Raw genomic sequence first — 18,667 nt, forward strand, 5'->3', positions numbered from 1 at the left:
CAGCCAACGGACCGGACTTATAGATTGATGAACTTCGATATTGAGTATGTCCAGCTATATCGATGATTGTCAATGTATGTGCATAATGGATGCATGAACTCCGGGCAAACTCTTGAGCTGACAGCAGTGGAAGCAGAAGCGTGCTGCGAGCCGTCGGGACAACCATCCATCGACGACTACGAGGCACAGCTGAGGGCATCCGTGTTCAAGGCCCTCGCTGATCCCAACCGCCTGCGCCTCCTGTCCATCGTCAAGGGTTCAGAGGGCGGCGAAGCATGCGTCTGCGACCTCACCGAGCCCCTGAACCTCGGGCAGCCGACGGTGTCCCACCATCTGAAGATCCTGGTCGATGCCGGCCTCCTCCACCGCGAGAAACGTGGCACATGGGCGTACTATTCGCTGGTCCCCGGCGCCATTGAACGGACCACCGGCCTGCTGGAGAGCCTGTGACCAGCCACGCGACAACCAGCCCGCGCGCCACGGACGCCAGTGGAGTCCGCATCCGACCCATGACGTCGACGGACTGGCCACGTGTCAGGCAGATCTTCACCGCAGGTATCGACTCCGGACACGCCACTTTTGAAGCCGCCGCGCCAGAGTGGGACCACTTCGACGCAACGCGACTCAAGGATCACCGACTCGTCGCTGAAAAGGAGGGCCAGGTTCTGGGCTGGACCGCCGTTTCCCCAGTGTCCTCGCGGGCCGCTTACTCGGGTGTCGTGGAGCATTCCATCTACGTCGCAGGAGATGCCCGAGGGCTAGGCGTTGGCAAGAGCCTCCTCCGCGCCCTCATCGCCTCCACCGAGAATGCGGGCATTTGGACGATCCAAGCCAGCGTTTTCCCCGAGAATGCAGCCAGCCTCAGGCTCCATAACGATGAGGGGTTCAACGTTGTGGGCCGACGAAACCGAATCGCCCGCATGCCGCATGGTCCCCTGGCCGGGCAGTGGCGGGACACCGTCCTGATTGAGCGCAGATCTTCGGTGCTTTAGGTCCAAGCTGCAAGCCCAAGCGTCTCGACCACGGTGATGCACCGGAGTAGCGTCTCCGCATAAGGTCATCACTTCTGGGAGATTCCATGGGCAACACCGAGCCGGCCCTCACGGCAAAGAACGGGACCTGGACCAATTCGGCCAGCTCGTCGCCTCTCAGGCCCGCCCCATGACTACCCAGCCAGAACCCGTCAGCTGGGCAGCACCGGGCAAGGGCGTATGGGCACGCAATTTCCGACTCGGTGAGTGGCTCCCTGACCCGATGACACCGCTCTTCGCGGACTGGCTCGTTCCCCGGATCGAGTCCGGATTCCTCGACGGCATGGAGGGTGATGTCCGTGTGCGTGTGCCGTTTCGATACGGCTCCGTCAACGGCTGGTATTTCAACTCCCCGCCCATTCCCAAACCCTGGACCGTGGCGTCTCTGATACTCCGCAGCCGGGGTCGCCTGCCGTGGTTCCTCGTCAACGTCCTTCTCCGAGTGTCAAGCAACCCAGCTGCCGCGCATCGGGCAGTCCTCCACGCGCTGGAACTGAAATGGCGTGAGCAATTGCTGCCCGAGTATCGGACACTCATCGGCCAGGCGGAGCGGGAAGCCGGGACGGCTTCGCCGGAAGGCCTTATCGAGACGGTCGACGCCATCAGTCGGCAGGCCGGAATACAGCTATGGTCCCTGGCCGTGGTGGGCGGGTCTGCCTGGAAGATGGAATCGGCACTGGCCAGCTTTTGGCGCAAGGAACTGGCCGGACCTCTCAGCGGACTCCCAGCGAGTCGGCTCGGCCACCAAGTACTCCTCCGTGGAGTGACTGGAACCCCGACAGCGCCGTCTCCGCATGCTGTGTACTCCCTCGACTGGTACCACCCCACTGCCGGCGAGATGGGGCAACCGGATCTGGCCGCGGCTGTGGAGTCCCGGATCGAGGTCTCTTCGAAGCTGAGTGAGCAACGGTCCCAGGTCGAAGCCGCGGCCCGCAACGCCCTGCTTGACTCCCCTGGGATGCTGACGCGATTCGACTCCCTGCTCACGATGACCCGCTACTACGCCGCCGTGCGGGAAGAGCAAGCCCAGCACCTGAGCCTGGGGTGGCCGGTCCTGCGCCGCTGCGCCCTACGGCTGGGCGAGCACCTCGTCTCCAGTGGCACCATTGCCGATCCCCAGGACATGCACTTCCTCACTGTGGACGAGACGTTGGACGAGGTCCGGCACCCGAAAAAGGACTTGCGAGCCCAAGTGGAGAGCCGCCGAACCACCTGGCATCTGCAAAGGCAACTGGACGCACCACTCACCATTGGCAAACCCGTGAGGTTTGGAGGCGAACCGGGCAGGTCAGGATACGATCCCGTGGCAAACGCCGTGGAAGCAGCCAGAACCTCTTCCGAATATCCAAAGGATGCCATCGTCGGCCACCCGGCCAGCACTGGGCGCGCAAGCGGCAGGGTGCGGATCATGGAGGGACCAAAGGATTTCAGCAGCTTCCAGGCGGGCGAAATCCTGGTTGCCCGCTCCACGGCACCGGCGTGGACACCGCTCTTCACCAGGGCAGCCGCCGTGGTCACCGACGGAGGAACGCTCGCCGCCCACGCCTCGATCATTGCCCGTGAATACGGAATCCCCGCCGTTGTGGGAACGGGCGACGCAACCCGGCGCCTCCATACAGGCCAGCTGGTGACCGTGGATGGCGGCGCGGGTTACGTCGTCCCGGATGACGGATCAGCGGACTAACGCCCCACCGAGGCTTCTTCCTCCTCGCGAGACCCAACCGAGGCCGCTGACGACTGACGTCCAAGCTTGCCCGGCCACCAGATCTTGCTGCCGATGTCGTACGCCAGCGCGGGTACCAGCAACGAGCGGACCAGCACCGTATCCAGGAGCACACCGAACGCCACGATGAACGCGAGCTGCACCAGGAACATGATGGGGATGACGCCCAGCGCAGCAAACGTAGCGGCCAGCACAACACCAGCGGAGGTGATGACGCCACCAGTAACAGCCAGACCCCGCAGGATTCCGGGCCGCGTTCCGTGCTTCAGCGACTCCTCACGGACCCGGCTCATCAGGAAGATGTTGTAGTCAACGCCCAGGGCCACCAGGAACACGAATCCGAACAAGGGCACGGTGGCGTCAGCCCCGGAGAATCCGAAGATCCCGTTGAACACCCATGCAGAGACACCCATTGCAGCCCCATAGGACAGAACCACGGACAGCACCAGCAGCACCGGAGCCACCACCGAACGCAGCAGGAGCATCAGGATGAACAGGATGACCACCAGCACGATCGGGATAATGACCACCAAGTCGCGTTGCGCGGTGGTGTTGGTATCCAGAGCGGTCGCCGTCACTCCACCCACAAGAGCATCGGAATCAACCTCGCGTACCGCCACCCGCAGCGACTTCACAGCTTCCTCAGCCTCAATCGAGTCCGCGGCGGAGTTCAGCGTGGCGTTAATGAGCACCCGGCCGTCGCGGACTGCGGGTTCAGCAGGCGCGCCGGGAGCGCCAGTGATTGGCACGTTTCCGTCCGCCAGAAGATAGGCGTCACCCACGCCGTCGGCCGCTTTGACTTTGTCCAGGACCTGCTGCGCGGCACCTTGCGAGGCGACGACGACGGCGGGGCTTCCGCTGCCGGCGTCGAAGTGGCGCGCCAGCGCGTCCTGGCCGTCAACGGCGTCCGACTGGGAGAGGATGACATCCGTTTGCGGGACACCGTTGGCCTTCAACTGCATCAGGCCTGTCGAAGCAGCGAGGAGCAGCAGGACCGAAGCCACCCAGACAACCCGTGGCCGCTTGGAGACCAGAGTTCCAATGCCGCGCCATAGACCCTTTTGCCCCTCAAGGCCGGTGACGATCTCGGGTTCGCGTTCGTCGTCGGGCAGCAGCTTGGGCCGGAAGGGCCAGAAGGCCGCACGACCGAGCAGCGCCATGAGCGCGGGCAGCAAGGTGAGGGCAGCGAACAGCGAACAAAGGATACCGGCCGCCGCGACGGGCCCCAGCGCCTTGTTGGAGTTCAGGTCCGAGAAGAGCAGGCAGAGCAACGCGATGATGACAGTGGCGCCGGAGGCAAGGATCGGTTCGAACGATGCTTTCCATGCGGTGATCACAGCCTGCGTGCGGTTGGTGGTGTGCGTTAGCGCCTCACGGAAACGCGCCACATAGAGCAACGCATAGTCGGTGGCAGCACCGATGACCAGGATGGAGAGAATGCCTTGGCTCTGGCCGTTCAACTGGATCCACCCCAGTTTCGCCATGCCGAAGACCAGCAGGATGGCAGCGCACAAGGCGAACACCGAGGTAAACAGCACAGCCAACGGCAGCACAACTGAGCGGTACACCAGAAGCAGGATCAGGAACACAGCACCCAACGCAACCAGCAGCAGGATGCCGTCGATCCCACCAAATGCGTTGACGAGGTCCGCGGTCAGGCCGGCAGGTCCCGTAACGAAAGCCTTCATGCCGTCGGGCGCGCCGGGCTGGACCACGTCGCGCAGCTCCTGGACTTTCGCGCGCAGCTCATCGGAGGACGCCATCGGCACGATGAACTGGACGGCCTTGCCATCTTCGGACGGGATAGGTCCGACGACGGCGCTCCCCAGCTTGAGTGCCTCAATGTCGGCTTTCAGCTGGGCTGCTTCGCCGAGCTGTGCCGGCGTGAATGCGGCGTCGTTCTCCACGATGACTACGGCAGGGATCTCGTCGGAGTCCCGGAATTTTGCCTGCCAGTCTCCGGCTTCCGTTGCTTCGGCACCGGCCGGGAGGAATGAGGCTTGGTCGTTGGACGAGACTTCGTCCAGGCGCCCGAACGTGGGGCCGCCAATTCCTGCGATGCCCAGCCAGGTGATGACCAGCACCACGGGCAGCAGCCAGCGCAGCCAGAACGGTACTTTCTGCGGGTTCATGAGTCCTTCTTCAGTGGGGAAGCTTGAGGTCTTTATTCCACCATAGATTATCTCTATCATGGAACTATTCCAAGGCTGTTCGGACGCTGATGCCGGTTTCCCCGGCAGCTGGGAGTAATATCCGGAAGGCAGTAAACAAGAGACCACGCTGGCAGGAGGGCGGACATGTCGAACCCAACAGCCCCGCGACCCCACAGCAGCGGACCCGCAGCCGGCCACGACCCGTCAGGCCGCCCCGACAACGCGGCTCCCCAGGAACTTGTCCGGCTCCTCCAGGACTTCACGCTCGAAGCCAACCACTATGTTGACGCCGCAGGCGGCCGGAACGACATGCACCGCACGGACCTCAATGCGCTCGCTGTGATCATGCGCCACTCCGCAGCGGGCAAGGTGGTCACGCCCGGCGTCCTTCGCACCGAACTCAGACTCAGCTCCCCCGCAACCACTGCGTTGGTTGATCGCCTGCATGCCAGCGGACACGTGGTGCGCGAACGCCTTGGCACCGACCGGCGCCAGGTCCAGCTGCACATGACACCCAAGGCCTACCGCGACGGAAGCGCCATGTTCATGCCACTCGCCATCCGCATGGGCAAGGCCATGGCGGCGTACAGCGCCGAGGAATTGGACCTCGTCCAGCGCTTCATGACGGACATGGTGGAGGCCACCCTCGCCGCCCGTGAAGAAGCCACGCGCAAGAGTGACTAGCCGCAAGGCACCTAAATTCATCGTCCAAGTTGTAGCGTTTCCCTATGAACGCGCAGCAGCCTGAAGATGTCTACACCCACGGACACCACGAGTCGGTTGTCCGGGCCCACGCCTCACGGACGGTCGAGAATTCGGCCGCGTTTGTGATTCCCCATCTCACCGCAGGGACGTCAGTACTCGATGTCGGGTGCGGGCCGGGCAGCATCACCTGCGATTTCGCGGGGATGGTTGCGCCCGCGCAAGTGATCGGTTTGGACCGGTCTGCGGATATCGTCGCTCAGGCCACCGAGCTGGCCACCGAGCGTGGCGTGGACAACGTGACGTTCCAGACCGGCAATATCTACGATCTCGACTTCGAGGATGAGTCGTTCGACCTCGTCCACGCCCACCAGGTGCTCCAGCACCTCACCGACCCCGTCGCGGCATTGCGCGAGATGCGCCGGGTAGCCAAGCCCGGCGCCATCGTTGCAGTGCGCGACGCCGATTTCCACGGCATGAGTTGGTACCCGGAAGTCCCGGAGCTGGACGACTGGATGGAGCTCTACCAAAAGATAGCCCGCCGCAACGGAGCAGAACCCGACGCCGGCCGTCGCTTGGTTTCGTGGGCCCAGCAGGCAGGTTTCACCCAGGTCGCTCCCACCAGCAGCAACTGGCTGTACGCCACAGCCCAACAGCGCGCCTGGCAGTCCAGGGTCTGGAGCGAACGGGTGCTGCACTCTGCCTTTGCCGAACAGGCGTTGGAGTACGGCTTCGCCAACGAGGCCGACCTCGCCCGGATCGCCGCTGGCTGGCACCGTTGGGGAGCCACCGATGACGGCTACTTCCTGATTCCCAACGGCGAAGTCATTGCCCGGGCGTAGTTTTCCAAAAAGTTTCCCGAACCATGTAGAAAAGCCCACCGCAGTTCCGACCATGAGTGAAAGCACCCACAAAGGGCGCCCCTCACAAGGAGTTTGAGATGAAATACATGATCATGATGTTCGGGTCGGCCGAAGGCATGATGGAAACCGCAGATCCGGAGTGGATCAAGGAAATGATCGGGTTCATGATCCAGATCGACAAGGACCTGACCGAATCCGGTGAACTCGTTTTCAACGCGGGCCTGGCCGATGGCAGCACCGCGAAGCTCGTCAAGCAGACACCGGACGGCGTCATCACCACAGACGGTCCCTACGCCGAATCCAAGGAGTCCCTGGTGGGCTACTGGGTGGTTGATGTCGCAAGTGAGGAACGCGCCGTCGAGATCTGTTCAAGCATTGTGAAGTACTCGCAGGTTGTTGAGCTTCGCGCCATCCCGGACGGGCCGCCCGAGGTCTAGCCTTTGGCCGAGTCTTCACCGGAAGCACGAATCGAGGACCTGCTGCGCACCTTGGCGCCGCAGGTCCTCGGCGTGCTGGCCCGGACGCATGGGCAGTTCGATGCCTGCGAGGATGCCGTCCAGGAAGCACTCCTTGAGGCCTCCCTTCAGTGGCCAACCGCCCTGCCGGACAACCCGAGGGCCTGGCTGATGGCAGTCGCGTCCCGTCGGCTGGTGGACTTTTATCGAAGCGAAAGCGCCCGACGTGCACGGGAGGAACGCGTCGCGGCCATGAATGGTGACTTCTCCTACAGCTCCGCATCAGAAGCCGACGACACCCTCACCCTGATGTTCCTCTGCTGCCACCCAGCGTTGTCAGCACCGTCGCAACTCGCCTTGACGTTGCGGGCAGTCGGAGGACTCACGACGGCGGAAATCGCCTCGGCCTTCCTGGTCCCCGAAGCGACAATGGGACAGCGCATCAGCCGCGCGAAGCAAAGGATCCAGAAGGCGGGGGCCACGTTCAGCATGCCGCCGGCATCCGAGCGCAAGGCGAGGCTCGGCGTCGTACTTCACGTCCTGTACCTGATCTTCAACGAAGGCTACGCGGCAAGCTCAGGTGAGTCCCTGCAGCGTGAGGAGCTCACCACGGAGGCCATCCGGCTGACGCGCTTGCTGCTGGCTGTTGTGCCGCGTGAGTTGGAGGCAACCGGCCTGTTGGCGCTGATGCTGCTCACTGATTCCCGCCGCTCCGCCCGGGCAACAGCCGACGGCATGCCGGTGCCGCTTGCCGAGCAGGACCGGAGCCTGTGGAACCACGGGCAGATTGACGAGGGCATCGCCCTCCTGTCTTCCGTGTTGGGACGGGGCGCGGCCGGGCCGTACCAACTCCAAGCAGCAATCGCTGCCGTTCATGCGGAGGCCGCCTCCAACGATGACACTGATTGGCCGCAGATCCTTGCCCTGTACACAGTCCTTGAAGCCGTAGCGCCAAGTCCGGTGGTTGCACTGAACCGCGCGGTTGCCGTGGCCATGGTGAACGGTCCCGTTGCCGGACTTGAGTTGCTGGCCGGGCTGGATTCGGTGCTTGGGCGGTCTCACCGACTGGATGTTGTACGCGGGCATCTGCTGGAAATGGCAGGCTTCCTTGCAGAGGCACGTGCCGCCTACCTGTCCGCTGCGAAGACGACCGGGAGCCTGCAGGAGCGGCGGTACTTGATGGGTAAAGTGGCGAGGCTGGACGGGCAATGACCCCATATAGTCGAACCCATGGAACAGCGCATACTTGGCAAGACCGGCCGATCCGTCTCTACGGTGGGTCTGGGCACCTGGCAACTCGGAGCGGACTGGGGTGACGTCACCGAAGAGGACGCGGTTGCCGTGTTGGAAGCCTCGGTCGATGCCGGCGTCAATTTCTTCGACACCGCTGACGTCTATGGGGATGGCCGCAGCGAACAGATCATCGGACGCTTCCTGCGTGCCAATCCGGATCTGGGCATCACGGTAGCCACCAAGATGGGCCGCCGCGTGGATCAACTGCACGGGAATTACACGCTGGACAACTTCAGGGCATGGACGGACCGTTCACGCCGCAACCTGCAGCAGGACACCCTGGACCTGGTCCAGTTGCACTGCCCGCCCACCTCCGTTTACAGCAGCGCCGAGGTTTACGACGCACTGGACACCCTGGTCAGTGAAGGCGCCATCCGCAACTACGGCGTCAGCGTCGAACGCACGGATGAAGCACTCGAAGCCATCAAACGTGGCAACACCGCATCCGTTCAGATCATCCTGAATGCCTTCCGACTCAAGCCCCTCGACGAAGTGCTTCCGGCGGCCAAGGAAGCAGGCGTCGGAATCATCGCGCGCGTGCCGCTGGCCTCCGGTTTGCTGTCCGGGAAATACACGGCCGCGACGGAATTCCCCGCGGACGACCACCGGAACTACAACCGCGACGGGTCCTCATTCGACGTCGGCGAGACCTTCTCCGGCGTCGATTTCGCCACCGGCGTCAAGGCGGCCCAGGAGTTCAGCGGATTAGTGCCCGACGGCGTCACCACCGTGCAGGCGGCCCTCGCCTGGGTCATCGCCCAAGACGGCGTCACTGCGGTCATTCCCGGTGCCCGTTCGGCTGAGCAAGCACGGGCCAACGCTGAAGCTGGAGGGCTGCAGGTCGTCGGAGCCGGGTTGGCTGACGGAGTCCGGGACATTTACGACCGCTACTTCCGCGAAGCGATCCACCCGCGCTGGTAGCCGGCTGGCCGCCGTCGAGCGCTTTCACCAACCGCTGCGCGTAGGCGTGTGTCCTTTTCGGGCTTCTTCGGGCATCGCCATTTCGGCACGCAAACCCAAAAGCCGGATAGGGCGTTCCGGTTCCATTTTCGCTGTAAGCTCCAAGGCCTGCGCGAGGACTTCTTCCCGGTCGAAAGTCTCAGGAATCTTCCTCGCGTAGGTCTTGGTGAAGAACGGCGCGTATCGCACTTTGAGGGTCAGCCCGATCACAGGGCGTCCTTCCGCTGCTACGTCTTCCAGGACGCGTGCGGTCAACTCCTTGAGAGCGTCAGAGATCTGGGCGGGCTCGGTCAGGTCCTGCTGAAAGGTAGTTTCGCGGCCGTGGGCGCGGGCGACCCACGGAGTGTCATCCACTTCGCTGGAACCTTCTCCGCGTCCCAATTGCGCATACCAAGGTCCCATCTTGGGGCCGAACTCCGGGACCAGTTCCTGGGGATCGGCCGCCGCGAGTTCAGCCACAGTGGTGATCTGGTGCTTCGCCAACCGCTGAGACACTTTGGGACCGACGCCCCACAACTCCTTGGTGGGCCGGGCACCCATGACGTCCAGCCAGTTCTCTTTGGTGAGCCGAAAAATGCCAGCGGGTTTGCCGAAATCCGTCGCGTTCTTTGCGCGGACCAAGGTGTCACCGATGCCCACGCTGCAGTGGAGTTGGGTCTGCTCAAGGACTGCGGCCTGTATTTGCCGGGCGTAGGCGTCCGGGTCCTCGGTTTCGACACCCACAAACGCCTCGTCCCAACCCAGCACCTGGACGGTAGCCCCAGGCTGGGCACGGAGGGTGGCCATCACCACGTCCGAGGCCGCGAGATAAGCCTCTTGGTCGACGGGCAGGATGATGGCGTCGGGCACTTTGCGGGCCGCTATTCGGAGGGGCATTCCGGAGCCGACGCCGAACGCCCTCGCTTCGTAAGAGGCGGTGGACACCACAGCCCGTTCCGTGGGATCTCCCCGGCCACCCACAATGACGGGCTTACCCGCGAGCTCGGGCCGCCGGAGTATCTCGACAGCGGCAATGAACTGGTCCAGATCGACGTGCAGCACCCACGGGATTCCGCTCACGGCACCAGTTTGCCCCATGCCGCGGCTTCCAGACCCTCTTTGGGTTGGGCGTCCGCCGAAATCAACCCATTCCGGGTGCATTCCCGGTTCGCCGTCGCCAAAGTGGGTGACGAAGGCGCGCGTCCAAACCACGCACTTACCGGGCATAAGCTGAGGTGTGCAGTTTTCACTTTGGCTGGCCCTGGTTGGCGCCGGCACCCTGATCAGTTTCACTCCCGGCGCCGGTGCCATCTTCACCATGAGCAACTCGCTCAATTCCGGTTTCCGACGCTCACTCTGGGGCATCCTCGGACAGCAGGTGGCGCTGGTCATCCATATCGTGATCGTCGCTTTGGGCGTCGGCGTACTGGTCTCCAATTCACCGGTGATCTTCAACGTCATCCGCTACGCCGGGGCAGCCTATCTGGTGTACCTCGGCATAAGGCAGTTCCTGCACAAGCCGGACCTGGACAAGGAAGAGGTTGCGGACAAAAAGAACGAGTCCGCCGTCTCCATGTTCCAACGAGGCATCTGGGTGAACCTGCTGAACCCGAAGGCCATCGTCTTCTTCCTGGCGTTCATGCCGCAATTCATCCGGCCGGACCAGCCGTTGCTCCAGCAATACGCCGTGCTGACAGCCACAGTTTTGTTCATCGACATCATGGTCATGTGGTTCTTCTTCGCCCTGGCGGCACGGTCATTCCAACGGTTCACCCATGACCAGCATGGCCAGAAGGTCCTCAACCGGATTTTCGGTTGCCTGTTCGTCCTGGTGGGTATCCTGCTCGCCGTCATTCACTAGCCACGGCGGCCTCGGAAGCGGTGCTACCTTCGAGGCATGGAAGCTGACTGGATCGAGCACCGGCGTTCGGACGATGGCGAGCACGTGGGCTGGATGAAGCCCGTGGATGACGGATTCGTCGCAATTGACATGCTGGGACGCCCCCGCACGGACGTTGTGGATTGGTTCACCGCCGAGGAAACGCTCGATGACCTCGGCCTGCGATACCTCGCCGACCCCCACGAATTACTGCTCGACGACGGCGCTTGGCTGCGCGTCCGGATCGCCGAAGTCACACCTGACACGGTCCGGGTGAAGAAGGAAGACTGGGGTGATATGACGGCGCCCCAGATCTATTTCACGGTGCCCAACCCCGTCCCGGAAGACCAGCTTCGCCCGCTTGCCCCTAAGCAGGCGACGTAGATCCCCGCACCACCAGCGAGCTCTCCAGCGTCACATGCGGTTCGTACAGCGCCAGTCCTTCCATCAGTCCGCGCAGTTGCTCCCCCGCCTTGCGTCCCAGCGGAGTGGCGGGCAGGTGCACGGTGGTGAGGCTGGGGTTGCTCGTGGCCGAATAGGGCAGGTCATCGAAGCCCGCCACGGCAAGCTCTTCAGGGATCCGGACACCCTCAACGCGGGCCTCCTGCAACACGCCGTAAGCATGCGTGTCAGTGCCGCAGACGACGGCGGTCACCCCCTCACGCTGCCAGCCCGGCCAGGCGTCGGCGAACGCGGAAGCGGCAGCACCGACGTCGATCGGGGTGCTGATGACGTGACCATCGGCGACCGAGAGTCCGCAGCGGGCGGCCTCCTCCAGGAACGCTTCCCTGCGCAGTTGGAAGGTAGCGGTTCCGGTGATGCCGTCCACGTAGGCCGCACGCGTATGACCGGAAGACGCCAAATGACGGGCCAGCTCACGGGCTCCTTGGGCAACATCAAGGTTCACGGACGGCGCGTAGGATTCGAGTCCTGGCGCGTCCAGCAGCACCAGGGGTCCGGCCGCGGAGAGATCCTCCAGGAACTCTGCACTGGGGGCACCCACCAGCAGACCAGCGGGCCGGAGGGCGAGCAGTTTGCGGACGTCGTCGGCCTGCGGTGACTCACCGGCGTCGGTGACGGAGAGCAGCAGCTGGTACTGGGAGCCAAGCGACTCCCGCACGCCTGCAATGACATTGGCAAAGAACGGGTTGGACACGTCCGGCGTCACCAGAATGACAATGGAACTGACCCCGCGAGCCAACGAACTCCCGATGCTGTCCACCACGTACCCCAGCTCGGAGATGGCGGAACGGACACGGGAAATGTTGTCGTCAGACACGCGCCCCTGCGTTTTGCCGTTGGCCACCAAGGAGACCGTGGCCGTGGAAACCCCGGCGCGCGCCGCCACCATCGCAGCAGTGACGCGGGGCGCACGGGTGTTCCGCCGATCCAGGGATTCCATGCATCGATCGTAACGTTGTTACGCCGCCCTGAGCTGCGACAAAGCATCAAGCGCTTGACGCGATCCACGTTAAGCGTTTGACGTAACCGTAAACCGGTGCCAGAATTCCCTTGAATGCTTAGCGCCCTGCCCCGGGCAAGTACCAGGCAGGCCCCAATGACGTGGAGAGAAACGTGGACCCCAAACCCATAACAGCACGCAAGAAGATCATTCTTGACTGCGACCCTGGCCATGACGACGCAGTGGCCTTGCTGCTGGCACACGGCAACCCGGACATCGAACTGCTCGCGGTGACCACCGTGGTGGGAAACCAGACCCTCGAGAAGGTCACCCGCAACGCCCTCTCGGTCGCCACGATTGCCGGCATCACCGGCGTTCCCTTCGCCGCAGGTTGCGACCGGCCCTTGGTCCGCACCATCGAAACGGCCCCCAGCATCCACGGTGATTCCGGCATGGATGGCCCGGAGCAGCCCGAGTCCGCCATCGAGCTGGACCCGCGCCACGCCGTCGACCTCATCATTGAAACCGTCATGGCACACCAGCCGGGCACCGTCACCCTCGTCCCCACCGCGGGCCTCACCAACATCGCCATGGCTGCCCGCAAGGAGCCCCGCATCGTTGAGCGTGTCAAGGAAGTTGTCCTCATGGGCGGCGGTTACCACGTGGGCAACTGGAGCGCCGTGGCGGAGTTCAACATCATCATCGACCCCGAAGCCGCGCACATCGTCTTCAACGAAAAGTGGCCCGTGGTGATGGTAGGCCTCGACCTCACGCATCAGGCGCTGGCAACCGACGAGGTTGTGGACCGGATCGCCGCTATCGGCACCAAGCCGGCCAAGTTCGTCATGGAGCTTATGGACTTCTTCCAGAAGACCTACAAGGACGCGCAGGGCTTCGACTTCCCTCCGGTCCACGATCCGTGCGCCGTCGCCTACGTCATCGACCCCACCGTCATGACCACCCGCAAGGTCCCCGTGGACATCGAACTCCAGGGCAAGCTCACCCTCGGCATGACCGTTGCCGACTTCCGCGCACCCGCCCCGGAGGACTGCCACACGTCCGTCGCCGTGGACCTGGACCACAAGAAGTTCTGGGACTTGGTCACCGACGCGATCGAGCGGATCGGCGAGCCCACGCTCGACGGCGGCGCTAACGCCACCGCTGAGACCGTTCTGGCAGGCGAGGCCAAGTAATGTCGACCCTCGCAGAAACCAAGTCCTCCCGCGGCAACGTCATTGCCCTCATGGTTGCCCTGCTGGCGGCCTGTGTGGCCTTCCAGCTCAACGCCTCCATGCTCAGCCCCGCGCTGGTCACCATGGGCAACGAGCTCAACACAGACCAGGCAACCATCGGCCTGTCCCAGACCTGGTTTTTCACGGCCGCAGCCCTGTTCTCACTGTTCCTCCCCCGCCTCAGCGACATCGTGGGCCGGAAGAAGATCCTTGTGGGCATGATGCTCCTGATGGCTGTCGGCTCGGTCATCGCAGCGATGGCCCCGGACGTCACGTGGCTGTTCGTGGGCCGCATCATCCAGGGGGTCAGCGGCCCCACCGTTCCGCTCTGCCTGATCATGCTTCGCTCCGCGGTCACCAACCCGCGCAAATACGGCACCCTCATGGGCCTCATCACAGCGGTCAACGGCGGCGTGGCCGGCGTCGACTCGTTCGTTGGCGGCTACTTCGCCGAGAACTTCGGTTTCCGCAGCATCTTCTGGCTCATGGTCGCACTGGCCTTGGTTGCCACCGTTCTGGTCGCCATCCTGGCCGGCGAGAGCAAGCCTGCCGCCGGCACCACCATGGACTGGCTGGGCGTGTTCTGCATCGTCATCGCCGTGGGCGCGCTGCTGACGGCACTGAACGAGGGCGCAAAGCTGGCCACGGCCTTCGACGCCGGCACGTTGACGCTGGCGATCGTGCTCACGGTGATTGCCGTCGTCGCGTTCTTTGCCTTCTGGACCGTCGAGAAGCGTGCCAAGCAGCCCATGGTGGAAACCGTGCATCTGCGCCAGCGCTCAACCTGGGCGCCGCTGCTGACCACAACGTTGACCATGACGGGTATCTTCGCGGTCATCAACGGCATCGTCCCGGCATATGTGCAGGCAGCGGATCCGGGCTTTGGCGTTGGTCCCACGGAGATGTCGCTGATCATCCTGACCCCTTATGCGCTGCTCGGTTGGCTGTTCGGACCGATCAGCGGCCGCCTTGCACCTGTCCTGGGCTACACGAAGGTCCTGCGCATCGGCCTGGTGGGCAGCCTCGTTGCCCTGGCGATCATCGCCTTCTTCGGCCTCAACAACCTGCCCATGATGATCGTGGGCACGGCCTTGCTGGGCATCATGTACGCCGGTACCGTCAACATCATGCTTAACGGACTCGGCGTGGTCCTCTCGCCGCAGGGCAACCCGGGCTTCCTGCCGGGCATGAACGCGGGCGCTTTCAACCTGGGCGCCGGGTTGAGCTTCCTGGTCCTTCCTGCCGTCCTCGTCGCGACAGCATCATTGAATGACGCCAAGGCCTCCTACCTGACCGTTGTAGTGGTGGGCCTTGCCATCACGTTGGCGGCCTTCGCAGCATCGCTCCTGATTCCGAAGCCTGTCGACGCAGAAGTGAGCGAAACCGAAAAGGTGACCGCATGACCAACGCACCCAAGGCGGGAATCGTCGTCGTCGGCTCCCTCAATGCCGACCTCACCATCTACTGCGACCGACTCCCCGAGCCCGGGGAGACGGTCCATGGCAACGGTTTCGCCGTAAATCCCGGCGGAAAGAGTGCCAACCAGGCCGTTGCCGCGAGCAAGCTCGGCGGCCAGGTCAGCCTGATCGGTGCCGTGGGAGATGACCCCAACGGCGCCATGCTCCTGGACTCGACAGCCAGCGCCGGGGTGGACGTATCCCGCGTGCGGCGCTCGGATAAGGCCACAGGCGTTGCGGTAATTTCCGTCGATGCCAGCGGCGAGAACAGCATCATCATTTCTGCCGGCGCCAACGGCACGCTGGTCCCCGCCGACGTTACTGCCGATGCTTTCCGGGATGCTGCTGTTGTCTGCCTGTGCCTCGAAGTGGGGGTCGATACTGTGATCGCGGCCGCCCAAGCAGGGCACGACGCCGGCTCGACCGTTCTGCTGAACCTCTCGCCGTACGCTGAGGTGCCTGAGCTTTTGGCTGGCTTGAGCGACGTGCTGTTGGTGAATGCGCACGAGGCTTCCCTGTTCCTCGGCGCCGAAGCTGACGTTCCCGATGCCGACGCCGAAGCCGAAGCGTGGGAGCCGGTCCGTAGCCAGTTCGCCGACCGTGGATTGCAGCGTGTGCTGGTCACACTTGGGGCGCAGGGTTCTGTGGTTTTGGATTCGCTTGCCCGCGGTACCGAGGATCAGATCACCCGCATTGCCCCGACACGGGTCAACGCCGTAGACACCACAGGTGCGGGCGATGCCTTCACGGGAGCCGTTGCCGCGCGTCTTGCCGCTGGCGAAACCTTGGCCGAGGCCGCAGCGTTTGCCTCGGTAGCCGCAGCGTTGGCTGCCACGAAGAAGGGTACGCAAGCCGCGTACCCAAGCATCGCCGACGTCGAGCAGCTGCGGGACGCTTAGTCCCGGCGCTGCACCCAACTGGGTCGCAGTTAAGCGCATTTTGAGCTCTCAAAACGCGTTTAACTGCGACCTACTTGGGTTAAGCGGACTTGCGGGCGGCGCGGCGGGCGGAGCGCTCCACGGCCTTGCGGGACAGAGCACCGTGGCCGGCCATGAGCCGCGGGACCACAACGTAAACGGCAGCCGGAACCACCAGCGCCGTCAGCAGGAGTGCCCGCAGGACGGGGTGCCACGGCTCCATGACCGGGCCGAGCAGCAGCATGCCCAGGGACACAAGCGGGAAGATCGCCAACCAGGTGATGAGCGCCCGGGTGTGCACGGACGGCATATGCGGGCGAGTTGCAGGAGTAGTTGTTTCGGGGGTGGCTTGGGCAGTCATGGCATTCTCCAACCAGATAGTTGCAATTGGCTTGGATTCACCATAACCGCGACGGCAAACAATTACAACTACTTAGTTGGAAACTGGTAATATGACCCTATGGCGTGGGACACAGAGCGAACAAAGGGACTGCTGCTCGAGGCAGCAACGTCGGAGTTTTGCGCGCGTGGACTGGCCGGCGCCCGCATCGACCGCATCGCAGCTGAGGCAGGCGTAAACAAAGAGCGGATCTACCAGTACTTTGGCAATAAGAACGCACTCTTCGACGCCGTGATCGTTGCCGCGCTGAGCACCCTTATGGACGAAGTTCCCATTGAAGGCAGCGGGCCCGAAGCCATGGCCGATTACGCCGGACGCCTCTTCGACCACCACCAGAAGGACGCAACGGCACCACGCCTCCTCTTCTGGGAGGGCCTGGAACGGGGCACAGACGTTGTGGGCCTGCCCAAGCGGATGGCCAACTGCGCCTCGAAGGTCAACAGCACCATCGCCGCCCTGCCCGGCATCTCCAGGGAAGACGCCGGAGACCTGCTCATCACGATCGTGAGCCTCTGCGACGCCGCACCAGTGCTGCCAGCACTCGACGGACTGATGGCCGGCGACAGGCCCGGCCGGACCGAAAGGCGACGTGCCGCCGTCGTACGCACCGTTCACCTGGCCGCCGCAGCGCTGGCCGCCGAAGCCAACGCTCCAGCGACCAGCGCCTAGCAGCTACAGCGTCCCGGCCTCCTCGAACTGCGAGCGCGCCGCCAGGGACTTCTGCGCCTGGATTTGCTTGGCCAACATGAGCTGCGCTTCGTCGCGGATCAGCGTTGGATCGCTCGACGGCGGCACGAGCCCTGCCGCTGCGATCTGGGCACGCGCGTCATCATCCACCGCGAAGCCCCATTTGAGGAAGAAGTCGCTCAAGTCGTCCTTGGCGGCTTTGCTCGCCCACACCACAAAGTTGCGCAGCCTGTAGACCTCGTCCCAGTAATCACCCTTCGGCGGGCGCTGCTCCCGGACGATCTTGTGCAGCGTGGGCCAGAAGTTCTTGAAGCCCAAGCGCAGCTGCTCGAACATGACCAGACGCTCCATGCCGTCGAACGTGGTCCCATACACCACCCCTTCGCTGCCGATCATGGGCACGGCAGACTCCCAAGGCGTCAGACCCGTGGTGGCGTCCGGGACGTGCAGCCGTGGTTGCTGGCCGTACTTCTTGGCGAAGCTGGCATTCACGGCGAGCGAGTAGATATTCACCGTGACCTCTGTCAGTGACGTTGGCTTGTAGGTCACCTGCTGGTGCTGGTGACCCAGCTCGTGATAGATCCCCCAGCCCCGCATGCGCAGGCCCTCCACCGTCAGGAGGCGGTCCTGGATGGGCGGCGGAAAGGAAGTGTGCCCATGCGTTGCGTAGGCGCCAACGTTGGCAATCGCCGAGGGATACCCCACCAGGTGATACGGGTGCGCTTGGCGGGCATGGAATGGACTGGAGCCGTCGTAGCCGCTGGTCACGTCCTCGATGGAGATCAGGTCCTCGAATGTGAACATCAAATCTGAGTGGTTCTCGGAGCGATACCGCAGGGCAGACGCGCGCTCCACAGTGACTGTGGCATGTGCACTGACGAATTCCACAAACGGGGTTGGGCGCTCATCGAGCTGGCGCTGGAACTCAAGCTCGCTTGTCCGGCCATAGACGAAGTACGGCATCGGTTGGGCAGCGGTGTCGAGCGTGGCATTGACGTAGCCGCTGTTGCCGATCACCTTGTAATAGATCACTCCGCCCCCGGCATCAGTGATCACGTTCTTTCCCCGCTTGAGTGGGTACTCACGGGACTTCTTGAACTCAGGGCGGGCATCGGCGTCGGGCGCCCCAATCACCAGAACGGCATCCGGCGCGGTCATCGCCTTGACGGACACGATCAACGACGCATTTGCCGGCAGGTAAAACCCCGTGGATTGAAGGTTGGTGGTACACAAGGAGATCTGCAGCCTGTCCTCCTCTGAGCCATGTGAATCCGGCATCGCCGTGACGATTTGGCTGCGCGACTGGCTGGTTCGGGTATCAGCCACAGCCGGACCGGCAGCCCACGGCGCCATCAGGCCGCCGGCAACCACCGCCATGGCGCCCAAGGCACCACGCCTGCTGATGGCATGACGCCCCAGGGACGCTATCCCGGCATTATCGGCGTCGTGGGAAACGGGGACGGGGCTATGGCTTTCAGTCATGGATCATCCTTTTGTCCGGGCCAATCACTATGACCGGCCTCACGGGTTAAAA

General features: G+C 63.6%; 19 protein-coding genes. 14 read left to right on the forward strand and 5 right to left on the reverse strand.

What is annotated here, in order from left to right:
• Positions 1–93: 93 nt before the first annotated feature.
• From GVL04_RS20920 to GVL04_RS20930, 3 genes are all read left to right on the forward strand, one after another.
• Positions 94–450 (forward strand): metalloregulator ArsR/SmtB family transcription factor, encoded by a 357-nt coding sequence (locus tag GVL04_RS20920; RefSeq protein ID WP_159708108.1) that lies wholly within the window; start codon positions 94–96, stop codon positions 448–450.
• Between the two features lie 59 nt (positions 451–509).
• Positions 510–992 carry a GNAT family N-acetyltransferase gene (locus GVL04_RS20925; protein WP_159708210.1) on the forward strand — a complete coding sequence of 161 codons (483 nt, stop codon included), beginning with the start codon at positions 510–512 and terminating at the stop codon, positions 990–992.
• Positions 993–1,161: 169 nt separating this feature from the next.
• Positions 1,162–2,715: a PEP-utilizing enzyme gene (locus GVL04_RS20930; RefSeq protein WP_159708110.1), complete on the forward strand. Its 1,554-nt coding sequence runs from the start codon at positions 1,162–1,164 to the stop codon at positions 2,713–2,715.
• On the opposite strand, the gene GVL04_RS20935 is transcribed toward GVL04_RS20930, so the two are convergent.
• Positions 2,712–4,886 carry an MMPL family transporter gene (locus tag GVL04_RS20935; RefSeq protein ID WP_159708112.1) on the reverse strand — a complete coding sequence of 725 codons (2,175 nt, stop codon included), beginning with the start codon at positions 4,884–4,886 and terminating at the stop codon, positions 2,712–2,714. The genes GVL04_RS20930 and GVL04_RS20935 overlap by 4 nt on opposite strands.
• A gap of 165 nt (positions 4,887–5,051) precedes the next feature.
• Between GVL04_RS20935 and GVL04_RS20940 the strand changes: the two genes are divergently transcribed.
• The 5 genes from GVL04_RS20940 (at position 5,052) to GVL04_RS20960 (ending at position 9,141) form a co-directional block, all read left to right on the forward strand.
• Complete coding sequence (locus GVL04_RS20940) at positions 5,052–5,591, forward strand: MarR family winged helix-turn-helix transcriptional regulator (protein ID WP_159708114.1); 540 nt, start codon at positions 5,052–5,054, stop codon at positions 5,589–5,591.
• A 44-nt stretch (positions 5,592–5,635) separates the two neighbouring features.
• Positions 5,636–6,451: a methyltransferase domain-containing protein gene (locus GVL04_RS20945; RefSeq protein WP_159708116.1), complete on the forward strand. Its 816-nt coding sequence runs from the start codon at positions 5,636–5,638 to the stop codon at positions 6,449–6,451.
• A gap of 98 nt (positions 6,452–6,549) precedes the next feature.
• Positions 6,550–6,909, forward strand: a complete 360-nt coding sequence (locus GVL04_RS20950; protein WP_105692194.1) for a YciI family protein — start codon at positions 6,550–6,552, stop codon at positions 6,907–6,909.
• A 3-nt stretch (positions 6,910–6,912) separates the two neighbouring features.
• Positions 6,913–8,139 carry an RNA polymerase sigma factor gene (locus GVL04_RS20955; protein ID WP_200846919.1) on the forward strand — a complete coding sequence of 409 codons (1,227 nt, stop codon included), beginning with the start codon at positions 6,913–6,915 and terminating at the stop codon, positions 8,137–8,139.
• Positions 8,140–8,157: 18 nt separating this feature from the next.
• Complete coding sequence (locus tag GVL04_RS20960; RefSeq protein ID WP_159708118.1) at positions 8,158–9,141, forward strand: aldo/keto reductase; 984 nt, start codon at positions 8,158–8,160, stop codon at positions 9,139–9,141.
• 24 nt (positions 9,142–9,165) lie between these two features.
• Here the strand turns inward: GVL04_RS20960 and GVL04_RS20965 are convergent, their stop codons facing one another.
• Entirely contained in the window at positions 9,166–10,257 is a 1,092-nt protein-coding gene (locus tag GVL04_RS20965) for a DNA polymerase IV (RefSeq protein WP_200846920.1), read from the reverse strand.
• 139 nt (positions 10,258–10,396) lie between these two features.
• Here GVL04_RS20965 and GVL04_RS20970 point away from each other — a divergent pair, with 139 nt between their 5' ends.
• Both GVL04_RS20970 and GVL04_RS20975 read left to right on the forward strand, forming a co-directional pair.
• On the forward strand, positions 10,397–11,020 hold the full coding sequence (locus GVL04_RS20970) for a LysE family transporter (protein ID WP_159708120.1): 624 nt from the start codon (positions 10,397–10,399) through the stop codon (positions 11,018–11,020).
• A gap of 36 nt (positions 11,021–11,056) precedes the next feature.
• On the forward strand, positions 11,057–11,422 hold the full coding sequence (locus GVL04_RS20975; RefSeq protein WP_159708122.1) for a hypothetical protein: 366 nt from the start codon (positions 11,057–11,059) through the stop codon (positions 11,420–11,422).
• On the opposite strand, the gene GVL04_RS20980 is transcribed toward GVL04_RS20975, so the two are convergent.
• Positions 11,406–12,440, reverse strand: a complete 1,035-nt coding sequence (locus GVL04_RS20980; protein WP_159708124.1) for a LacI family DNA-binding transcriptional regulator — start codon at positions 12,438–12,440, stop codon at positions 11,406–11,408. The two genes, GVL04_RS20975 and GVL04_RS20980, sit on opposite strands and share 17 nt — an antisense overlap.
• A gap of 161 nt (positions 12,441–12,601) precedes the next feature.
• Here GVL04_RS20980 and GVL04_RS20985 point away from each other — a divergent pair, with 161 nt between their 5' ends.
• From GVL04_RS20985 to GVL04_RS20995, 3 genes are read left to right on the forward strand one after another with little or no spacing between them, the layout of a single operon-like run.
• Positions 12,602–13,633, forward strand: a complete 1,032-nt coding sequence (locus GVL04_RS20985) for a nucleoside hydrolase (RefSeq protein ID WP_159708126.1) — start codon at positions 12,602–12,604, stop codon at positions 13,631–13,633.
• Positions 13,633–15,075, forward strand: coding sequence for an MFS transporter (locus GVL04_RS20990; RefSeq protein WP_159708128.1), 1,443 nt, complete (start codon positions 13,633–13,635; stop codon positions 15,073–15,075). Before GVL04_RS20985 ends, GVL04_RS20990 begins: the two co-directional genes overlap by 1 nt.
• Positions 15,072–16,028 carry a ribokinase gene (locus GVL04_RS20995; RefSeq protein WP_159708130.1) on the forward strand — a complete coding sequence of 319 codons (957 nt, stop codon included), beginning with the start codon at positions 15,072–15,074 and terminating at the stop codon, positions 16,026–16,028. Before GVL04_RS20990 ends, GVL04_RS20995 begins: the two co-directional genes overlap by 4 nt.
• A gap of 79 nt (positions 16,029–16,107) precedes the next feature.
• On the opposite strand, the gene GVL04_RS21000 is transcribed toward GVL04_RS20995, so the two are convergent.
• Positions 16,108–16,407, reverse strand: a complete 300-nt coding sequence (locus GVL04_RS21000; RefSeq protein ID WP_159708132.1) for a hypothetical protein — start codon at positions 16,405–16,407, stop codon at positions 16,108–16,110.
• A 99-nt stretch (positions 16,408–16,506) separates the two neighbouring features.
• Between GVL04_RS21000 and GVL04_RS21005 the strand changes: the two genes are divergently transcribed.
• Complete coding sequence (locus GVL04_RS21005; RefSeq protein ID WP_159708134.1) at positions 16,507–17,115, forward strand: TetR/AcrR family transcriptional regulator; 609 nt, start codon at positions 16,507–16,509, stop codon at positions 17,113–17,115.
• A 3-nt stretch (positions 17,116–17,118) separates the two neighbouring features.
• Here GVL04_RS21005 and GVL04_RS21010 read toward each other — a convergent pair whose 3' ends face one another.
• A complete protein-coding gene (locus tag GVL04_RS21010; RefSeq protein WP_159708136.1) occupies positions 17,119–18,615 on the reverse strand; it encodes a M60 family metallopeptidase in 1,497 nt (498 codons plus the stop codon).
• Between the last annotated feature and the right edge of the window lie 52 nt (positions 18,616–18,667).

It is taken from the genome of Arthrobacter sp. 18067 (genome assembly GCF_902706295.1).
GTDB lineage: Bacteria > Actinomycetota > Actinomycetes > Actinomycetales > Micrococcaceae > Arthrobacter.

Excerpts from the sequence above, each read along its gene's own strand:
- GVL04_RS21010 (WP_159708136.1), bottom strand. The coding sequence starts at position 18,615 with ATGACTGAAAGCCATAGCCCCGTCCCCGTTTCCCACGACGCCGATAAT.
- GVL04_RS21005 (WP_159708134.1), top strand. The coding sequence starts at position 16,507 with ATGGCGTGGGACACAGAGCGAACAAAGGGACTGCTGCTCGAGGCAGCA.
- GVL04_RS20995 (WP_159708130.1), top strand. The coding sequence starts at position 15,072 with ATGACCAACGCACCCAAGGCGGGAATCGTCGTCGTCGGCTCCCTCAAT.
- GVL04_RS20960 (WP_159708118.1), top strand. The coding sequence starts at position 8,158 with ATGGAACAGCGCATACTTGGCAAGACCGGCCGATCCGTCTCTACGGTG.
- GVL04_RS20950 (WP_105692194.1), top strand. The coding sequence starts at position 6,550 with ATGAAATACATGATCATGATGTTCGGGTCGGCCGAAGGCATGATGGAA.
- GVL04_RS20990 (WP_159708128.1), top strand. The coding sequence starts at position 13,633 with ATGTCGACCCTCGCAGAAACCAAGTCCTCCCGCGGCAACGTCATTGCC.
- GVL04_RS20945 (WP_159708116.1), top strand. The coding sequence starts at position 5,636 with ATGAACGCGCAGCAGCCTGAAGATGTCTACACCCACGGACACCACGAG.
- GVL04_RS21000 (WP_159708132.1), bottom strand. The coding sequence starts at position 16,407 with ATGACTGCCCAAGCCACCCCCGAAACAACTACTCCTGCAACTCGCCCG.
- GVL04_RS20980 (WP_159708124.1), bottom strand. The coding sequence starts at position 12,440 with ATGGAATCCCTGGATCGGCGGAACACCCGTGCGCCCCGCGTCACTGCT.
- GVL04_RS20975 (WP_159708122.1), top strand. The coding sequence starts at position 11,057 with ATGGAAGCTGACTGGATCGAGCACCGGCGTTCGGACGATGGCGAGCAC.
- GVL04_RS20965 (WP_200846920.1), bottom strand. The coding sequence starts at position 10,257 with ATGGGGCAAACTGGTGCCGTGAGCGGAATCCCGTGGGTGCTGCACGTC.
- GVL04_RS20930 (WP_159708110.1), top strand. The coding sequence starts at position 1,162 with ATGACTACCCAGCCAGAACCCGTCAGCTGGGCAGCACCGGGCAAGGGC.
- GVL04_RS20935 (WP_159708112.1), bottom strand. The coding sequence starts at position 4,886 with ATGAACCCGCAGAAAGTACCGTTCTGGCTGCGCTGGCTGCTGCCCGTG.
- GVL04_RS20940 (WP_159708114.1), top strand. The coding sequence starts at position 5,052 with ATGTCGAACCCAACAGCCCCGCGACCCCACAGCAGCGGACCCGCAGCC.
- GVL04_RS20920 (WP_159708108.1), top strand. The coding sequence starts at position 94 with ATGAACTCCGGGCAAACTCTTGAGCTGACAGCAGTGGAAGCAGAAGCG.
- GVL04_RS20925 (WP_159708210.1), top strand. The coding sequence starts at position 510 with ATGACGTCGACGGACTGGCCACGTGTCAGGCAGATCTTCACCGCAGGT.